The 18193-nt window shown below is 36.6% G+C and carries 15 protein-coding genes; 4 read left to right on the top strand and 11 right to left on the bottom strand.

The window, feature by feature from the left end; translation table 11 throughout:
- Positions 1 to 69: 69 nt before the first annotated feature.
- A complete protein-coding gene (locus BEN71_RS07325) occupies positions 70 to 1038 on the bottom strand; it encodes a metal-dependent hydrolase (RefSeq protein ID WP_068972837.1) in 969 nt (322 codons plus the stop codon).
- Between the two features lie 248 nt (positions 1039 to 1286).
- Positions 1287 to 2852: an alkyl hydroperoxide reductase subunit F gene (gene ahpF / locus BEN71_RS07320; protein WP_068972781.1), complete on the bottom strand. Its 1566-nt coding sequence runs from the start codon at positions 2850 to 2852 to the stop codon at positions 1287 to 1289.
- Between the two features lie 462 nt (positions 2853 to 3314).
- Here ahpF and BEN71_RS07315 point away from each other — a divergent pair, with 462 nt between their 5' ends.
- Positions 3315 to 3935, top strand: coding sequence for a DsbA family oxidoreductase (locus BEN71_RS07315; protein ID WP_068972780.1), 621 nt, complete (start codon positions 3315 to 3317; stop codon positions 3933 to 3935).
- A 136-nt stretch (positions 3936 to 4071) separates the two neighbouring features.
- On the opposite strand, the gene BEN71_RS07310 is transcribed toward BEN71_RS07315, so the two are convergent.
- The 7 genes from BEN71_RS07310 to cxpE form a co-directional block, all read right to left on the bottom strand.
- Positions 4072 to 4992, bottom strand: a complete 921-nt coding sequence (locus BEN71_RS07310) for a hypothetical protein (protein WP_068972779.1) — start codon at positions 4990 to 4992, stop codon at positions 4072 to 4074.
- Between the two features lie 49 nt (positions 4993 to 5041).
- Complete coding sequence (locus BEN71_RS07305) at positions 5042 to 6172, bottom strand: toxic anion resistance protein (RefSeq protein WP_068972778.1); 1131 nt, start codon at positions 6170 to 6172, stop codon at positions 5042 to 5044.
- A gap of 9 nt (positions 6173 to 6181) precedes the next feature.
- A complete protein-coding gene (locus BEN71_RS07300) occupies positions 6182 to 6964 on the bottom strand; it encodes a tellurium resistance protein (protein WP_068972777.1) in 783 nt (260 codons plus the stop codon).
- A 182-nt stretch (positions 6965 to 7146) separates the two neighbouring features.
- The gene (locus tag BEN71_RS07295; protein ID WP_068972776.1) at positions 7147 to 9579 is read right to left on the bottom strand and encodes a CSLREA domain-containing protein; all 2433 of its coding nucleotides are present in this window, start codon (positions 9577 to 9579) and stop codon (positions 7147 to 7149) included.
- Positions 9580 to 9589: 10 nt separating this feature from the next.
- Positions 9590 to 11395, bottom strand: coding sequence for a rhombotarget A (rbtA, locus tag BEN71_RS07290; RefSeq protein WP_068972775.1), 1806 nt, complete (start codon positions 11393 to 11395; stop codon positions 9590 to 9592).
- 172 nt (positions 11396 to 11567) lie between these two features.
- Entirely contained in the window at positions 11568 to 12275 is a 708-nt protein-coding gene (gene hda / locus BEN71_RS07285; RefSeq protein WP_068972774.1) for a DnaA regulatory inactivator Hda, read from the bottom strand.
- 9 nt (positions 12276 to 12284) lie between these two features.
- The gene (gene cxpE / locus BEN71_RS07280; protein WP_068972773.1) at positions 12285 to 13493 is read right to left on the bottom strand and encodes a chloramphenicol efflux transporter CxpE; all 1209 of its coding nucleotides are present in this window, start codon (positions 13491 to 13493) and stop codon (positions 12285 to 12287) included.
- A 135-nt stretch (positions 13494 to 13628) separates the two neighbouring features.
- Here cxpE and purM point away from each other — a divergent pair, with 135 nt between their 5' ends.
- The 3 genes from purM to BEN71_RS07265 all read left to right on the top strand — a co-directional run bounded on the left by purM (position 13629) and on the right by BEN71_RS07265 (position 16058).
- Positions 13629 to 14699, top strand: a complete 1071-nt coding sequence (gene purM, locus BEN71_RS07275; protein ID WP_068972772.1) for a phosphoribosylformylglycinamidine cyclo-ligase — start codon at positions 13629 to 13631, stop codon at positions 14697 to 14699.
- Positions 14700 to 14721: 22 nt separating this feature from the next.
- Positions 14722 to 15354 (top strand): phosphoribosylglycinamide formyltransferase, encoded by a 633-nt coding sequence (gene purN, locus BEN71_RS07270; RefSeq protein WP_068972771.1) that lies wholly within the window; start codon positions 14722 to 14724, stop codon positions 15352 to 15354.
- A gap of 260 nt (positions 15355 to 15614) precedes the next feature.
- Positions 15615 to 16058 carry an META domain-containing protein gene (locus tag BEN71_RS07265; protein WP_068972770.1) on the top strand — a complete coding sequence of 148 codons (444 nt, stop codon included), beginning with the start codon at positions 15615 to 15617 and terminating at the stop codon, positions 16056 to 16058.
- A gap of 89 nt (positions 16059 to 16147) precedes the next feature.
- On the opposite strand, the gene BEN71_RS07260 is transcribed toward BEN71_RS07265, so the two are convergent.
- Both BEN71_RS07260 and sppA read right to left on the bottom strand, forming a co-directional pair.
- Positions 16148 to 16966: an alpha/beta fold hydrolase gene (locus BEN71_RS07260; RefSeq protein WP_068972769.1), complete on the bottom strand. Its 819-nt coding sequence runs from the start codon at positions 16964 to 16966 to the stop codon at positions 16148 to 16150.
- A gap of 118 nt (positions 16967 to 17084) precedes the next feature.
- Complete coding sequence (gene sppA, locus BEN71_RS07255; protein ID WP_068972768.1) at positions 17085 to 18116, bottom strand: signal peptide peptidase SppA; 1032 nt, start codon at positions 18114 to 18116, stop codon at positions 17085 to 17087.
- Positions 18117 to 18193 lie beyond the last annotated feature (77 nt).

The following is an 18193-nucleotide window of genomic DNA, read 5'->3' as shown; positions in this document are numbered from 1 at the left end:
TGAATATGCTCCAAAATATATAGACCAACGACTTCATCCAGTTGGTCTATATTGAAAAATTAGAAATATTTAGCTTTTTGCTGCGGCTACAGCGGCTGAACGTGCAAAATATGCTAGGGCTTGTTCAGTGTTTCCTTCTGAATCAGGATGATAATTTGGCGAAATCCAACGCACAACTGATTTTGCTAAAAAAGTAAAGGTGGGTAAATTGCCTGTTTGCTTACCGACTTTTTGCAATTCCCACAACATGCGAGGGAAACTGGCTTTGGCGATTTTCTGCATCTCAACTAAATCATCTTGTCGTGCCAAACTACGTCCGATATCGACCATTAAATACATAAAAATAGGAAATACAGCCGTCATCAACACTTGGCGTGAGATATAAAAACCTAATTTGTTTTGCAATAAATGCTGAAACAAATCAAATGCGACATTACGATGTTCAACCTCTTCTGCTAAATGCCAACGGAACAAATCACTTATCTCAGCATCTGCACCATATTTATCCCAATTATGACTATGATCCAAGGTCCATTGACCAATCACACCTGTGAAATGCTCAATTGCAGCAACAATTCCCACACGTATGGTCAGCCAATAAGACGCTAGCCATTTCGATTTTGATAATTCCAAACCAAAAGGTTTGTCTGATAAAAGCTGCTCAAATAGCGTTTCAGCGGTTTTTAAACCTTCATCAAGATTGTAATGCTGTTCTGTCATAAACTTTTGCCCTTGAATATGAGCACGTGCATGCGTCGCTTCTTGCTTAATAAAGGCACGGACATCTTCTTTTAGCTGAGCATCTTTGATCAAAGGTAAAGCTTTATTAAAAACACGGCAAAACCAAAACTCACCTGCGGGCAATAACAAATTTATCGCATTATAGGTATGTGATGAAAATGGATCTTCAGGAATCCAATGAATCGAAGAATCAGAAAAATTAAACGCAACAGCTCTAGGTGTAATTTTTATATGCTCATGCTTCACAAGCTTAATCCTTATAGATTTTAAAAATATTCTAAACAAGCTTAACCACATTACATTGGCTGAATCATTCACCACACTATTGTAAATGTACAAATTCCATTCTTAGCTTATACATCCATCTATAATTTAATTTTACGACTAATACGCCATAAAAAGGTGCTATGGCGAATATAAAAAAGGAACTGAGCTGTTAGCAACTCAATTCCTATAAACCATTTAAAATGTTTTCAATAAAATAAGAAGAAAGCCAAAATCATTCAATATTTTGGCTTCCCTTTCTATTCATTGATGATCAAAACTTATTGACCTGAACGAATGATGTAATCGAATGCTGATAATGACGCTTTAGCACCCTCACCTGCTGCAATGATAATTTGCTTATAAGGTACAGTAGTACAGTCACCCGCAGCGAATACACCTTTTACATTGGTTTCATTGCGATCATTCACCACAATTTCATTACGATTTGACAATTCAAAAGCTGTTTCTTTCAAGAAATCTGTATTTGGTAACAAACCAATTTGTACAAAGATCCCTGCAAGTTCAACAACATGTTCTTCATCAGTTGCACGATCTTTATACTTCAATGCAGTCACTTGTGAACCATCACCAATCACTTCAGTAGAAAGTGCATTCATGATCACTGTGGTATTTGGCAAGCTGTTCAATTTGTTTTGTAAAACTTGGTCAGCACGGAGTTTTGTATCAAACTCAACAACAGTGACATGTTCTACAATCCCAGCAAGGTCAATTGCGGCTTCAATACCAGAGTTACCACCACCAATCACAGCAACGCGTTTGCCTTTGAATAATGGGCCATCACAGTGTGGGCAGTATGCAACACCGCGTGTTTTATACTCTTTCTCACCAGGTACATTCATCTCTCTCCAACGTGCACCTGTCGATAGGATGACTGTTTTTGATTCAAGTTTTGCACCATTTTCAAGTTCAATTTCCACTAAACCACTGGCAGTTTGATCTGCACCTACAAGGTTTTTCACTTTTTGTAGGTTCATAATGTCCACACCGTACTCACGTACATGTGCTTCCATATCTGCACCAAATTTCGGACCTTGAGTTTTTTGCACTGAAATAAAGTTTTCAATATCCATTGTATCCATGACCTGACCACCGAAGCGTTCAGAAACAATACCCGTACGAATACCTTTACGTGCAGCATATACCGCTGAAGTTGCACCAGCAGGTCCACCACCGATCACTAAAACATCAAATGCTTCTTTTGCATTGAGTTTTTCAGCATCTTTCGCAGCAGCACCGCTGTCTAGTTTCGCTACGATTTCTTCCAAAGTCATACGACCTTGACCGATATGCTCGCCATTTTGGAAAACCATAGGTACAGCCAAGATTTTGCGCTCTTCAACTTCGTCTTGGAAGAATGCACCATCAATCATGGTCGCAGTTGTACCTGGATTGTTGATTGCAATTAAGTTCAAAGCTTGAACAACATCAGGACAGTTATGGCAGCTTAAAGACACAAATACATCAAAGTTTGCTTTAAGATTCAAGCCTTTGATTTGCGCTAAAATTTCATCAGACACTTTTGGCGCATAACCAGACACTTGTAATAATGCAAGAATCAAAGATGTAAACTCATGCCCCATTGGCAAGCCAGCAAAGAATACACGAGGTTGTTCACCCACTTTAGCGATACCAAAGCTTGGTTTACGTCCATTTTCACCATCAAAACGTGCCGTCACTTGATCTGAAAGTGCAGCAACCTCTGTGACTAATTCTTTGATTTTGTCTGACTTTTCAGTGCCGTTTAAAGAAGCAACAATTTCAATAGGGCTTTCAAGACGTTCTAACAATGTTTTTAATTGAGCAGAAGTATTTGTATCTAACATGCTAACAATCTCCAAGGGAGTAAATTCTTTCGTTGAACCTATAATACGTCGATTTAAAAAATAGATAAAACAGTTTGTTTTTATAAAAACAATCGGTTTTTTAGTTTAATGAAAATATTTTAAATTTCACGCACCCCAATGATTCACAAAACCGTGTTTTATCTAGGTTGTGTATGAATATGGGGACATTTCCAATAAAATCAATAGTGCTCATAGATACCTCGAAACTTAAAATTAAATTAATTTTCAATAAAAATAATCATTCTGCAACGATCGCTCTACAAAAATTCATGTGCAAATTTTATCTAAAGTTTTAATCTGAAATAACGAAGTTGTTTCTCTAAACAGTGTTGTTTCCCCAAAAGTACAGGCAGTACTTACTTATAAAATTGAAATAGTTAAAACTGAAATGGTGAACCGAAGTGAACTAATTTCAGATACAAATCACAATGAGGTAAAACAATGAAAATTGAATTCGTATTCGACCTAGTCTATCCAATGAGTTATGTCGCATTTGAAAAACTCAAACAGCATTGGAATCAACCAACGACTCGAAAAATCGAATTATTACCAGTGCAAGTTTTACCTGAGATTCCGGAACAAGGTTTAGATGTTTATCAATACTTGACTGAACGCTATGGAACCAAAGAAGCAGATCGTAAATTGGATATGGCAAAGTTTGCTGCTTATAGTCAAGATTTAACCGTTGATATCGAACACATGAAACGTATGCCAAACAGTGGTTTGGCGCATCAGGCAATCTTGGCTTTGGATAATATTTTTGATCAATTTTCCCTAACCCAAGCGCTATTTCATGCCATTTTTGCCCATGGTAAGGACATCGCAAATCCTGAAGTGTTGAAACAAATTATTGAAGGTATGGGCTTAGATGGCACAAAAGTATTGCGCTCAATTCAGCATAAAGAAGTAGCAGATAAACAGGCTGAAATTACGCGCTATGTGCAAAGTTTCGGAAAACACCCAACACCTTACTATATCGTCGATGGTGAAATTTGGGATAAAACTTTCGATACTTTAGAACTAAAAGAATTAATTTTACATCGCAGTAAAGAAGTCGCTTAAATTGCATGTCGTTTCTAAATCAAAAGCGCTTCTCAATAAAAATCCGTACTATAAAAAAAGCACTTTCCTCATTGAAAGTGCTTTTTTAAATCTGCTCGCTCATCCAATCATTAAAAAGCAAAAAACTGCATGAACTTTAAGATTGCAATTGCGTTGCGATTCGCTCAAGGCGTTTCGAAATTCGACTTGCTAGCATATAAACCATTAAACTCAATAAGAAACTAACTGCTGTAATCCCCCATAAGATCTTGCCAACCCAATTTGACCAAAAGTTTGCACGATCAACTTGAGCTTCCACACTTTTAGCAATTGGCGAAACTGCTTGATTAAACACTTGATGTTGAATCGTCCACAATTGCTCAGGTTTAAAACCATATTCTAAGAATTGCGGATCAGATTGTTCCGCTTTAATCAGTTTTTCTGCATATACCGTTGCAACCACTTTATCTACAGGTTTATGCATCAAAGCAGTTTGAGCCAATAAATAACTTTGCACATTCTCAGGTATATCTGATTTTTGTAAATATCGATAAAAATCACTTTGTTGAATATTTTGGTCATATTGAACAAAGGCACTGACCTCACTCTCTTCATCATCTTTCAGCTCATACTGCACATAGCTTAACCCGCCCCAAAGCACAATAAATGTGATGAGCCATGCGACAAATTTAAGGATAAAAGACTGAAAGCGTATCAAAAAGAATTTAAATCTTTTTAAAAATCCAACAATCATAAATGCACCAATGAATGAGACAATTAATTTTAAAATTAACCATCCTAACCATGAAAATGCATTCATAAAATAATCAGGTTGATGGACATATTCTCTTAATTTTCCATCAATCATATACGGCAAATGAATTTGCTGAACCTGTTGCGCCACGCCAAATGAATTGAAAACCAATTCCTGCTGAAAAAAAACTGCAACTAAACTCACAACACCGACGGTTGATAAAAGTAACGCAGAAGCTGTTAGATTAAACTTTCTGCGTTTAAGAACTTTTAAACCCTGCTCAATCTGCTGAATATCCGCAGGATATTGATTTTTTTCAGTCAAGCGCTATACCTTTAATTCATGGGCAAAATACATTGAACAGACAATACCATTAAGCCTTAGGTGTACTGGTGTCCAATACCAATTGTTGCAGATTCGATTGTAAAGCTTTGATTCGTGTAGATGCTTCTTCACGTTTTTGCATGCCTTCTTTTTGAATCTGAATCACATCGTTCACTGTTTTAATGAGGGTATTTTGCACGTGTTCAAGGGTTTCAATATCAATCACTGAACGCTGATTGGCTTTTGCAGTATCAACCGAGTTTTGATGTAATAAGTCAGCATTACGCTTCAACAATTCATTGGTCGCATCATCAATGGTATTTGCCAATTGCACACTATTACGTTGCTCATTCAGTGAAATAGCCAAACTAATTTGGTTTTTCCACGCAGGTAAAGTGATGTTTTTGATGGCATAAAACTTATCCACTAACATCATATTATTAGATTGAATAATCCGAATCATCGGTAAAGTTTGCATGGCTGATTGCTGCAAAACTTGTAAATCACTCACTCGTTTTTCAAGATTATTGGCGAGATGATTTAAATCATAAACCCGTTGATTGGTTTTTTGATCTTGCTCTTGAGCAGATAAAGTGGCAATTTCTTTCTGAACTTCGTCTTGTTTAATTTTCCCTGCTGCAATGTAAATGCCCAACTGACGGTATTCTTCTTGCACTCCATTGAACATACGATCAAGTGTGTCTACACGTGTTTTCAAACCTGATTGTGAGGTTTCAATTTCTTTCACCAAAGAATCAATTTGCTCTTTGGTGGTATTAAATTGCTGATCAAAACTTTGTTTTGCACCTTTAAACTTACTTAAAATGCTACCAATAAAGCCTGAATTTTTTGATTTATTTAAAATACTCGAGGTATTCAACTGTTGTGCAACTTGAACAACTTCATTCAATTTTTGCCCAGTTACATCGAGATCTTTATTCTTAACGAGATTTAATAATTCATCTGTATAAGATGATGTTTTGGTCGCAATATTCTTACCATACTCAGCCACAGCAGTATGATTAATATTAGCTAAGTCTTTATGGGCATTCAGCACTTCATTAAAGTCTTCACTATTCAACCCAATTTCTTTTAAATTTAGTTGCTCAAACTTCTGCAACTCTAATGGTGATTCTGTTGTTGCCACCTGTGTTGTTACTGGAGTGTTTGAATCGCTCATCGTATTACCCTATTTATTTTCTAATGATTTCTTTAATGATTGAATTAATTTATCACGACTTTGATCCAATTCTTCAGTCATATTTGAAGAACTTTGCGCTTGGCTTTGTTTCACATGATATTGCCAAGCAGGAATCAAAACTTGTTGTGCCTCATTAAACCGATCTAATAATGTTAATGAAAGCTGTTGCGTCAGTTGCATTTGTGCCAAAGCAATATCATTACTGGCTTGTAAAGTCTGTAATGTATTAATTTTTTTAGACAAACGCTCGGAAAAATTATCTAAAGGATGCCTATTCTGTACAAAAGCTGGATATTCTTGAGCAAACTCTTGCGCAGCACGAATATATTTTGCCATCTGTTCACGTAAACCCACAGCTTGCTGGAAACGTGATTCTGATTTTTGAATTTCAACTTGTAAGCGTTGACTCAGCCTATTCGCTTCATCAATTAAACGATCTAAATCTTTTAGATATTGATTCTGCCCCACACTAAATTCTAAGTCTAAACCTAACCATTTTTGTAATGTATTAAACTTTCTTTGATTTAGTTTCTTTTTAGAAGCCGATAATTGTTCAATAATCTGTGCAATTGTGTGGCTTAATTTTTGTGTTAACTCAGGATCAATACCATTCAATAATACTGATTGCCCTTGAATCAACTGATCTGCATATAGATTCATACGCGTTTGATTATCCAATAAGGGAACCAAATCATTACGTTTTATCGAAACTAACTCTTCAGCACGATAAGAAATCTGATCAATCGGGGTTAATACAGTAAATTGCTTCATATAAATTCAAAATGAAAATTTTTCAATAGGTTAAGGATCGTACCCAAACTATCCTCTTGTATCTAAAACTTATAATACAATTTGAAGCACATGCCTATCTAAATAGCAAAAAATATACATTGCTGATAAAGAAAAAGAAGCCAGTTTCGAGAAACTGGCTTCTTAGATAACAAAGACCGATATTACGCTTTTTTATTCATCTTCATACGGCGATAACCCGCTAAACCAATAAGACCTACTAAACTTAACCAGCCGAATGATCCACCGCCACTCACACGCGGACTGTTCGCAGCAGTACCTGAGTTTGCAAGCGTAATTGTGCCCTCATTTGATGCAAGCCCATCTGCATCATAGACCAAATATTTCACTTTATAACTAAAAGGATCAAGCGTGTTTTTCAGCTGAATATGAATTTTACCACCATAACATGTGTACTTGTTATCCGTACCTGGACATGCACCACTACGATCAGCAGTAATCACAACAGGATCTAAATCAGTTGTGATGCGAATAGGCAGTTCTTCACCTTTAGAGTTAATATAGAATTTTGGCTTATTCGGTTTTGTTATCAGTGCTGCTGCATTACCGTCACCATCATCATTTGCATATTGCAATAAATCAACATCTATAGGTTTAGTCGAACCTGCTTCGATGTTCAACGTAGTATCAGTTGTTGACGGAGCAATATTTACTAAATTTCCAATTAGATACGCTGTCGAGGTAATATTTGGATCTGATTTTAAAGTCAATGTATAACTACAGAATTCATTATCACCCGAAACTGTAACTGCATCATCAGTACGCCACATCAGAATCTTTTTCAGGTTCGCATTCCATTCACAATGCAAATTTGGATCAGGATTACCATTAAACTTACCATCTGTGAGTAAACCTAAACCGAGTGATTTTGCTGTGACCGTATAATTATCAGCACTTAAATGCTTTACTTCACGAACCATCTTGCCATTTGAATCTTGAGTAATGATTTCTGTTGGTATATTTGCAATGAATGGATCAATAAAAATAGTGCGATATTTTTGCTCAGATTTCGTATATTTAATTAAATTACTATAGTTCTCTGATTGAATTTTATAGTATGGAATATAATCCTGATTCGTTTTTGGATCTGCAATCAGTTTGTTATAAATATCTAATTCATTTTGATAACTTGCCAATGCAACTGTAACAGATGTATTGTTCGCACTTAAATTATTTGCTGTTAAACGTAAAATTTCTGTTGAACCAATATCGCATGAATTCGAAATATCATTCTCACCCGTAGAGTTTTGCGCAATGATACGAGTTACACCGCGTTGATCAGCAGTGCTACATCCAGTAAAACCAATATCGACTAAATCTTTTTCAGTCCCTAAATTTTTAGGGAAGTACATTGGCATAAAACTAGTTGATTCACTTGGTTGCTCTAAATCATATAAAATTGAAGAAAAATTAATATTACTCACATCAAGTGAGTAGTCTTTCCCCTCTTTGGTTAGTGAGTTTGCAAGTTCACATTGATCATTTCCAGCAGCTAAGGTTAAAGCGTTATAACCGACCACTACACCTGAATCAGTAACCTCACTCACATCACCATCTGCATAGCGACAAGACTTACCATTATTATATGCTAAGATGTTATTACTTATACTTTTAGCACCATTATAGCCATACAATAATGTTGCCCAAGCACTGTTTTTAACAATTGTATTACTTAATAATGATAAAGTTGAATTATCACTAAAATTTACTTTGCCTTGAGGCGTTAATTGACTAAATTGAATAATACTGCCTGAATCTGGATTGGCTATATTATTGGTAATTGTATTTGCCGTGAAAGTTACACTCGGTTGACCGCAAAAACTAAATGTGCTCGTACTATTTGTAGCGCCATTATTAAGAAAACTAGCACCAGTGATTTCTATCGTACGTGTAGTAAATAGCAAATTATCTGCACAAGTCATTCCCAATACACTACCTTGTTCAGCAGTGTTTCCATCAAATACGCCAAAGTTAACAGTTAATGAGCTTGTTGCATCATTTAAATAAATTGCCGCTCCATTTTTAGCTTTAGCATTCAGAATACTTACATTAGTTAATGTAGTTACGCCGCCTGCATAAATCGCCCCACCCACACTGTTATTGGTGTCTTTTAGGCTTGATCCATCTTTAAGAATCAAATTTTTCAAAGAAAGGCTTGGTTTATTGTCATAAATCGTATTAAAAATACGACTTACACCTTGACCAGAAATAGTTGTTTTAAGTGCAGTTTCTGCTGGGTAATTATTGGTTAAAACATCAGGACGGCTATAATCAGCGGGTTCTTTACCAATAATAATAACATCCGAGTTTGGTCTCAACTCTTTACTTAACCTATACTCACCCGCTTCTAATTGGATCACATTCGGAACTGTGGAGTATATTTGGCCAGCACTACAACCACCATAAGCTTGGCGCATTTCTGCAGTTTTTATGGCTTCTCTTAATGAACACTTTGCCGGATTCGTACCATCTTCATCATCCAAAGTATTGACATAAATGGTCTTATCATCAGCAGCCATCAATGACATCGTTGATAATATTGCTAGTGCCAATAATCCTTTTTTATAATTTTTCATATTTAATCCCTTATTTGTATTTTATGCGTCGATAACCTACCAAACCAAGTAATCCGATAATTGAAATAATGCCTAAACTACCGCCAGAAGTTTTTACTTTATAATCTTTAAAATCATCTGGTTTACGTTGGACAATTCGCGCGGGGATCGAAATATAAGGATTATCCGACTTATTAAAACTTGTTGTTGAAGTAATAACATTGATTTTAAACTCGTCCGAACCTTGCCAATTGCTATTTGGTGTATAAATAATTTCACCATTTTGATCTATCGCCATCGTACCTTTTGATGGTGTATTGGTTTGAATTATTTTTAGGCACCCTATTTGCCAAGGCTTACCATTTTCATCTACATCACGATTAAAAATTTGTTTACACTTTTCAACGCTTACCAGCTCCCCATCTTGCAATTGATCTGCAATAGAAAACTTAGCAGTTTGACCATACAAAATATCTTGACCCACTGTCGTGGTACTAGATGAATCAATCACTAATTCAATAGCACCACGGTCACACAATTCCATATTTGCGTTTCTGCTTTTACCACGTTGATCTACAGTTGAACAATTTAATATTTTGTCTTGAGGAGCAGGTCCTTTATTGACAATCAAAGAATCTTCAGCAGAAGTATAGCTTGGTAAAATTCTTGGTAAAAAATAACCCAAAGCGAGTGATTCTACTTCAGAAAATGGGCAAAGAATGCCATTACTATTGTAATCACATTTTCCTTCCGTGCTGCCAGAAATCAGTTGAGTCGCGCCTAAAGCAGTACCTTTATAACCACCACAACCTACTGAATATAAATTATTACTGATCTGACTCTCTTCACCACCTGCAATCGTCGTACAGTCTGCATTACCATTTTTGGCAATAATGCTATTCGCTACGAAGCCTTTTTTATTCGGCGCATCAATAATCAATCCCATCGTATTTAAAATCATGGTGACATTATTAACTTGCATTGCATCGTATACTTTAACGACATAGCCCTTATTATTGAAAATTGTACTATTGATAAATCCAAATGGAACTGATTCTCCAATTGCTTTAATCGCTTCCTCAGAAAATTTATTTTTGACTTCAAAATTAGAACTATTGCTATCCGTTACTTCATTATCTCGAATCAAAGACTGCATGATCGTAAATGCTGGAATCTCAGCATAAATAACCCCACCTTCTTTCGCTTTATTACCTTGCATCAAGGTGTTATTCATCGAAACAGTGCTCAAACTGGTATTCGCGGCATATTCTCCAGCATTATAAATAGCGCCACCTTGTCTTGCAGTACCATTTAAAAGCTGACTATTTGTCAGAATCAATGTTTCTTTGTTGTAAATCAAACCACCTTGATCTTTACATTCTGCTTGGCCACAACCTTTCAAAGTCATTTCACTAAAAACGACGGTCAGCATAGCTTGCTTTGCTGTTGCTTCTGGATCTATTATTTTTTCAATATGAAATAAACGGTCTTTTCCAACCATTTTGATAATGGCATTTTTTTTACCTACAACAGTACTGGTATCATTAATGTCAGTTTCATAATCAGAAGCGAAACTTACAGTTTTTGAAATACGTATCTGGCTATTGAGTGTATATTCTTTATTCGCCTGCAACATGATCGTTGCTGTAGCACTTTTGCCACCACAACCATTGTAACCAGCTTCTGGCATCCCTTGATTAACGTATTCAATCGCTTCCCTTAATGAACACTGATCATCTGCTTTCACAACATCATCTGTTGTCGTGACAGTAATATTTGCACTGAATGCATGACCAGCAATACATAATAATCCTAAGCCTATGCCCTGTTTGAGCATTTTAGTCTCCTTGATTTCTTTTAATTATTTCTTATTAGCCAGCATTAAGCTTTGCCATAAATCCTTTTTGCGTACTTTGTCACAGCTAAGAAAAATTCTCAAGAATTTTTCTTATATATCCTATAGACGACCTTATATGTGGTACGCACACTCAATCTTTATCAAAAAAAGACTATTGTCTATATTCATCAATCAATGCATAGATCTGTCTTAATGTTGCATGAGACAACTTAGTTTTCTCACCTTTCAATAACTTTTCTAATTGCTCGACTGATTGCAGTAGTGTACTGGTTTGATGTGGTCCATGTAATAGCAAATATTCCGTTATTTGTGGGTCAAAATGTACACCCCGACGTTCCAGTACCGAATGTAATAAGGCATGACGATCTGCATAAGACTGTCCACTCGGTACTTTTACACTCACCGCTTGGGTTAAACGAGATTGTAAATCAGGTAATTCTAATTTGAGTTCTATTGGTGCAAAACGTGATGAGAAGACTAACTGACCACCATCTTCATTATTGTTATTAATCAGGTGAAATACTGCTTTTTGCCAATGTGGCACTCCGCTAATCGCTTCAATATCATCTAGTGCGACTAAATCATAATTTTCTAATGAGGTAATCGCTTCAATTGGCGCATCAAGTAATTCCAACAAAGAAACTTTAATTGCCGATTTGCCCACTTCTAAATATGAATCACAAATTGCAGATAATAGATGACTTTTACCTGTTCCTGCACCACCGTAGATATAAAAACGATTCATCAACCCTGCATGAAGCTGACGTACAGCATCAATTACAGGTCCCCAACCTGGCCCAGAAAAATCACTGATTCTGGCATCCAGTTGCGGTTCTATATCCAACTGTAATTGACGCATATATTCAAATCATTCCTTATGTGGATTTTGATCAGTTTTGACTGATTCATCAGTATCTTGCGTGTTTTTAATCTCAATATCAAGATCAACTTTATCGCTTTCAACTGAAATTACATCTGAATCACCATGACTATGTATACTCACCAAAGCATTTTCAGACTTATAAAATTGACTTTCTTGGTATAAATCTTTGAGATGTTTTAATAAAACCACAATGACTGCTGCCACAGGAAGTGCAATCAACATACCGACAAAACCACCTAGTTGTGCACCCGCAAGCACCGCAAACACAACAGCAACTGGTGAAAGCCCAATTTTATCACCCAACAAAAATGGTTGTAAAATATAGCCTTCTATCAATTGTCCGACACCAAATACAGCCAAGACCATGAGTAAATGTTTTGGATCCATACCGAACTGGAAGAAGCACGCAATAATGGCTGCAATAATCCCTACGCCAAAACCTAAGTAAGGAATAATACTACACAGCCCCGCGACCATCCCGATGATTAAACCAACTTCTAGTCCAACCAACTGTAACCCGACTGCATAAACAATGCCCAGTAAGACCATCACAAGGAATTGACCTTTAACAAAAGCACCGAGAACACTATGACATTCAGCGACGATTTTTAAAGTACTGGCTTTATATTTCTGTGGAATAAACTCTCGCATGCCTTCTAACATACGATTCCAATCCAATAAGAAATAGAATGCAATCACTGGAATTAAAACAATCGTTCCGCCAATGGAAAGAAAACTTAAACCCGATTGCGCAATTTTTAATGCCATCGTTTGAATACTGTCAGCACTGTAGTTGGTCTGGATATACTCCATCACAACTTTGGAAATTTGGTCGGTATCCAACTCCATGCGTTCAACATTAAAATTATTTGAAACCCACGGGAGAAATGTTGAATTAATCCAATGAATCCCAGCAGGAATACTATCTCGTGCGTAAATCAACTGCTTCCAAACCAAAGGTACAACAAACCACATTGCCCAAGTTAAAACCACACCAATCCCAAGAAAAACGACTGTGATTGATAACCAACGCGGTAGAATTTTGGATAGTCGATCAACAACTGGACTAAATAGATAAGCAACTAAAAATGCTGCGACAAAGGGAATCACTACAGGTTTGAGTAAGTACAAAACCCAAAGCACTAAAGCAATTCCAGCAAGGATAAAAATTCGTTTTAAGGTCCGATCGTGCATGTAATCACGCCTTTTTCAGATTTAATCATTATAGAAAGTAAAATATTTGAATAAAGATAGCATTTTGGTGCAGAAATAACATAAGAATTTCGTATATTCGGGTATAATCTCCGCGCGAATGCGGAGACTTCAAATATGAGCAACTCAACTTCTACCCCAAACACTGGTTTAAGCTATAAAGACGCTGGTGTCGATATTGAAGCGGGCGACGCACTTGTCGATCGAATCAAATCTGTCGCTAAACGTACCACTCGTCCTGAAGTTATGGGCGGATTAGGCGGCTTCGGCGCACTTTGTAAAATTCCTAAAGGTTATGAAGAACCTGTTCTCGTATCTGGCACAGACGGTGTAGGTACAAAATTACGTTTAGCACTTAACCTAAACCGTCATGACACCATTGGTCAAGACTTGGTGGCAATGTGCGTAAACGACCTTCTTGTATGTGGTGCTGAACCATTATTCTTTCTCGACTACTATGCAACAGGTCATTTAAATGTCGATGTTGCTGCAAACGTGGTAACAGGTATTGGTCAAGGTTGTGAGCTTGCAGGCTGTGCATTGGTCGGTGGTGAAACTGCTGAAATGCCAGGCATGTATGAAGGCGAAGACTACGACTTAGCTGGCTTCTGTGTAGGTGTCGTTGAGCAAAGCAAAATTATTGATGGTACTAAAGTCAAAGCAGGTGATGTTTTGATTGGTGTGGCTTCTTCAGGTGCACATTCAAACGGTTACTCTTTACTTCGTAAAATTTTCGATGTTAAAAATGTTGATTTAACTCAAATCGTTGATGGTCGTCCACTTGCTGATGTTGCAATGGAACCAACACGTATTTATGTAAAATCAATTCTTGAATTGATTAAACAAGTTGATGTTCACGCTATGGCACACATCACGGGTGGTGGTCTACCTGGTAACTTACCACGTGTATTGCCAAATGGTGCGCAAGCAGTCATTAACGAATCCTCTTGGGAATGGCCAGAATTGTTCAAACTTCTTCAAAAAGAAGGTGGTGTTGATCAATTTGAAATGTATCGTGCATTTAACTGTGGCGTAGGCATGGTGATTGCAGTTGATGCAGCAGATGCAGACAAAACTGTCGAGTTGTTAAACTCATTGGGTGAAAAATCTTGGAAAATTGGTTCAATCCAAGACAATGCCGAATCTGTTGAAGGCGCTGACGAAAGAATCCGTGTGATTTTTGCCTAAGTCCAAAGCATAGTTAAGTCACATGATAAAAATTGCTGTACTGGTTTCAGGCAGTGGAAGTAACCTACAAGCCCTGATAGATGCAAATCTCTCAGGGTCGATTGTTGGGGTGATTTCCAATAAAGCTGAAGCTTATGCCTTGGAACGGGCAAAAAAAGCAGGAATTGACACTGCGATCATTGAACACAAACAATTTCCAAACCGTGAAGCATTTGATGCCGTAATGCATCAACAATTACTCGATTGGAATGTAGATTTAGTGATTCTTGCAGGCTTTATGCGCATTCTGAGTGCAGATTTTGTCCAAAAATGGCAAGGGAAAATGGTGAATATCCATCCTTCTCTGTTACCACATTACAAAGGTATGCGTACCCATCAACGTGTTTTAAACACGGGAGATGTATTGCATGGCTGTACTGTACATTATGTCACTGCGGAATTGGATGCAGGTCAGGCACTGACACAAGGCGTGGTTAAAGTTAATTTACATGATACCGTAGCCACTTTGGCTGAACGTGTACATGCACTTGAACACTTGATTTATCCGCAAGCGGTTGAATGGATCTGTAATGGAACGATTCAACATTTGGATAATGGTCAAGTGTTGTATAAAGGGCAATTACTTGAACAACCAATCCAGTTTTGTAAATTTTAAAATATAATTGATCAATCAACGCATCTTCGGATGCGTTTTTTTAACACTTGGAAAATAAATATATATTTTAGATACATGAAAACAGTTCAAAAATAAAGCAATACTTATGCAAAAATGTTTTAACTCTGAATCATTTGTGTATTTTTAAGTTAATTTAAAAGCTTATTTTCAAATTGAAAAGTATGATATGTCTCAATACATATTAATCTTTTTTATTCTTTATAACTTTCTTATTCCTTATAAAAAGTGGAGAACTTTAAATGTTAAAATCTCTCATCATTCCGACTTGTACTGCTTTAACACTTTCTATGGTGGGCTGTGCAACCATGTCAAATCCCTCTACTGAACGTAATTTAGATGACTTACAAGGTAAGAATTGGATTCTCAGTGAAATTGATGGTGTCAAATTAGTGGCTGATCCTGCACAGTCATCTGTACCATCTATCATGTTTGACAATGAGCGTGTGAGTGGTTCAGATGGTTGTAATAGCTTTATGGGTGATTATGCTGTTAAAGCTACTGAAATTAAATTTTCAAATCTTGCTTCGACTAGAAAAGCATGCCTAAATGCAACAGATATTGCTCACAAGTATTCACAAGCACTTGGTCAAGTCACTCAATATGACGCATCTAAAAAAGAATTAAAATTCTTAGATGCCAATAAAAAAGTGATTTTAAAATTTGATATTGCTCAATCAAATTAATACTTTTGAAATAAAAATAAGCACTCTATTGAGTGCTTATTTTATGTAATGTTCTTATGCTTTCATCTCAAAATAAATTAAGACCATCGCTATATTTTTTTAATTAAATCCTGAATTAGAGCAACAATTTCAACAGGATGCTCCAAAGGGAACATGTGTCCACCGTTAAATACTGTATATGGTATGCCCAACTTCTTTTTTGCGATCTGAGGAAATTTCTGCTTTAAAAATGGGCTTTCACTTCCTGCAATCATATGAACAGGCATTTCAGGTTTTTTATGTGGCAACCACCAATAAGATGGACCACTTCTAAAAATTTCGACTTCTATGGCTTTAGGAATGGTTAAAGTTACACCACCATTCACAACATCTTCGACTAGCCCATAATCAATATAGGCTTGAAAACAAGCTGGATCAAAAGCTTGATATAATTTTTTAGAATGCAACAAATCAAAAGCTTGCTGACGACTTTCCCAATGATCTCGGCGTTTTAAACTGAGTTTAGCAGGTGTCATTTGATCAACTTTTTTTGGGAAAAAGCGTTTTGCAATGTCAAATGCAAAAGAAGCGACCCCCATGATTAAAGGAGGGTCTAATAAAATCACTTGCTTAAATAAATCAGGTCGCTTAAAACTTGCCAACAATGTAGACACTGCACCCAAAGAATGCCCTATTCCAATCACCTGATGTCCATTGGCTTGTTGTTCAATACTTTGAATGATTTGATCTGCTAAATTTGACCAATCTTTATCGACAGGGAACTCAGGAGATGTCCCTAATGAGCATGATGGATAGATCACATGATAATCATCTGCCAATAAATCAAATAATTTCGTATAAACCTGAGCAGGCAATCCATTGGCATGACCAAAATGGATCAATGTTTTTGATTGTTCTATCGTATCCATGGAATCCTATTTCTTTACTTACTTTACTGCTTCCATTTAAAAAGAAGTAATATATTTAAATATTACTTCCTTGTTCTATACTGCCTTATATTTTAATAACGTAGTATTTTCAAATAAATTACTGCATTTTTACATCTTGGTGCATACCGAGTTTTTGGCTCATTGCCTCACCAAGACCATGCCCCATTTCAGAACCTAAACGCCCTAAGACTGAATCAAATGGTCCACGTTCAACTGTATAATTTACAGTTTTCTTCACTTTAAGCTCACGTTTTAAACTTTCAATATTTCCTGTTTTATCCGCGATACCGAGTTTAATCGCTTGTTCCCCTGTCCAGAATAAACCAGAGAAAATTGCAGGATCTTGTGACTTAAGTTTAGTACCACGACCTTCTTTAACAGCAGTGATAAAGTGACCATGTACATTATCAAGTAAGGCTTGGATATGCGCACGTTGCTCAGGATTAACAGGCTTAGTCATACTTAGGATGTCTTTATTGCTACCTGATGTCATGGTACGGTCTTCAACACCCAATTTTTGAGCTAAACCGCTCACACCATAATTCGGCATAATCACCCCAATCGAACCCACAAGGCTCGATGGATTCACCCAAATCTCATCTGCTGCTGATGCGATATAATAAGCACCTGATGCACCCATATCTCCAATCACCGCATACACTTTCTTTTCAGGGTTCTGTTTTTTGAGGTATTGAATTTCTTGCCAAATATCATCAGACTGGACTGGTGAACCGCCTGGTGAATTGACATTCAATACCACTGCTTTGGCAGATTTTGCTTCAAAAGCTTTTTTCAAAGACTTAATCGTATCTGTACTATTCACACCCTGATTACTAGAATCAATTGTCCCTACAATATTCACAACGCCTAAGTGTGAATCACCAACACTAGGTGACTCACTATCGGTCGCCATTGAGCAGCTTTTTTGCATAAAGAAAATCACAAAAAAAACATATAATGCTGTCAAAATTTTAAAGAAAATTCCCCAACGACGACTACGTCGTTGCTCTTCCACAGAAGCCAATACAGCTTTTTCTAGAATTTTCCATTCTTGCCCTGTTGGTTGTTCACCTTGAGGGGAATTTAAATTTGCCTTGTCATTTTGAGGTTTCGGTGGCCAATCGGACATTTATACCATCCAAATTAATTATTCATACCGCATTATATACACTGAATCTATTTAATCATCACGATTTAACTTATAAT

The organism is Acinetobacter wuhouensis (genome assembly GCF_001696605.3).
GTDB lineage: Bacteria > Pseudomonadota > Gammaproteobacteria > Pseudomonadales > Moraxellaceae > Acinetobacter > Acinetobacter wuhouensis.
This window is presented reverse-complemented; position numbering and strand designations above follow the sequence as displayed.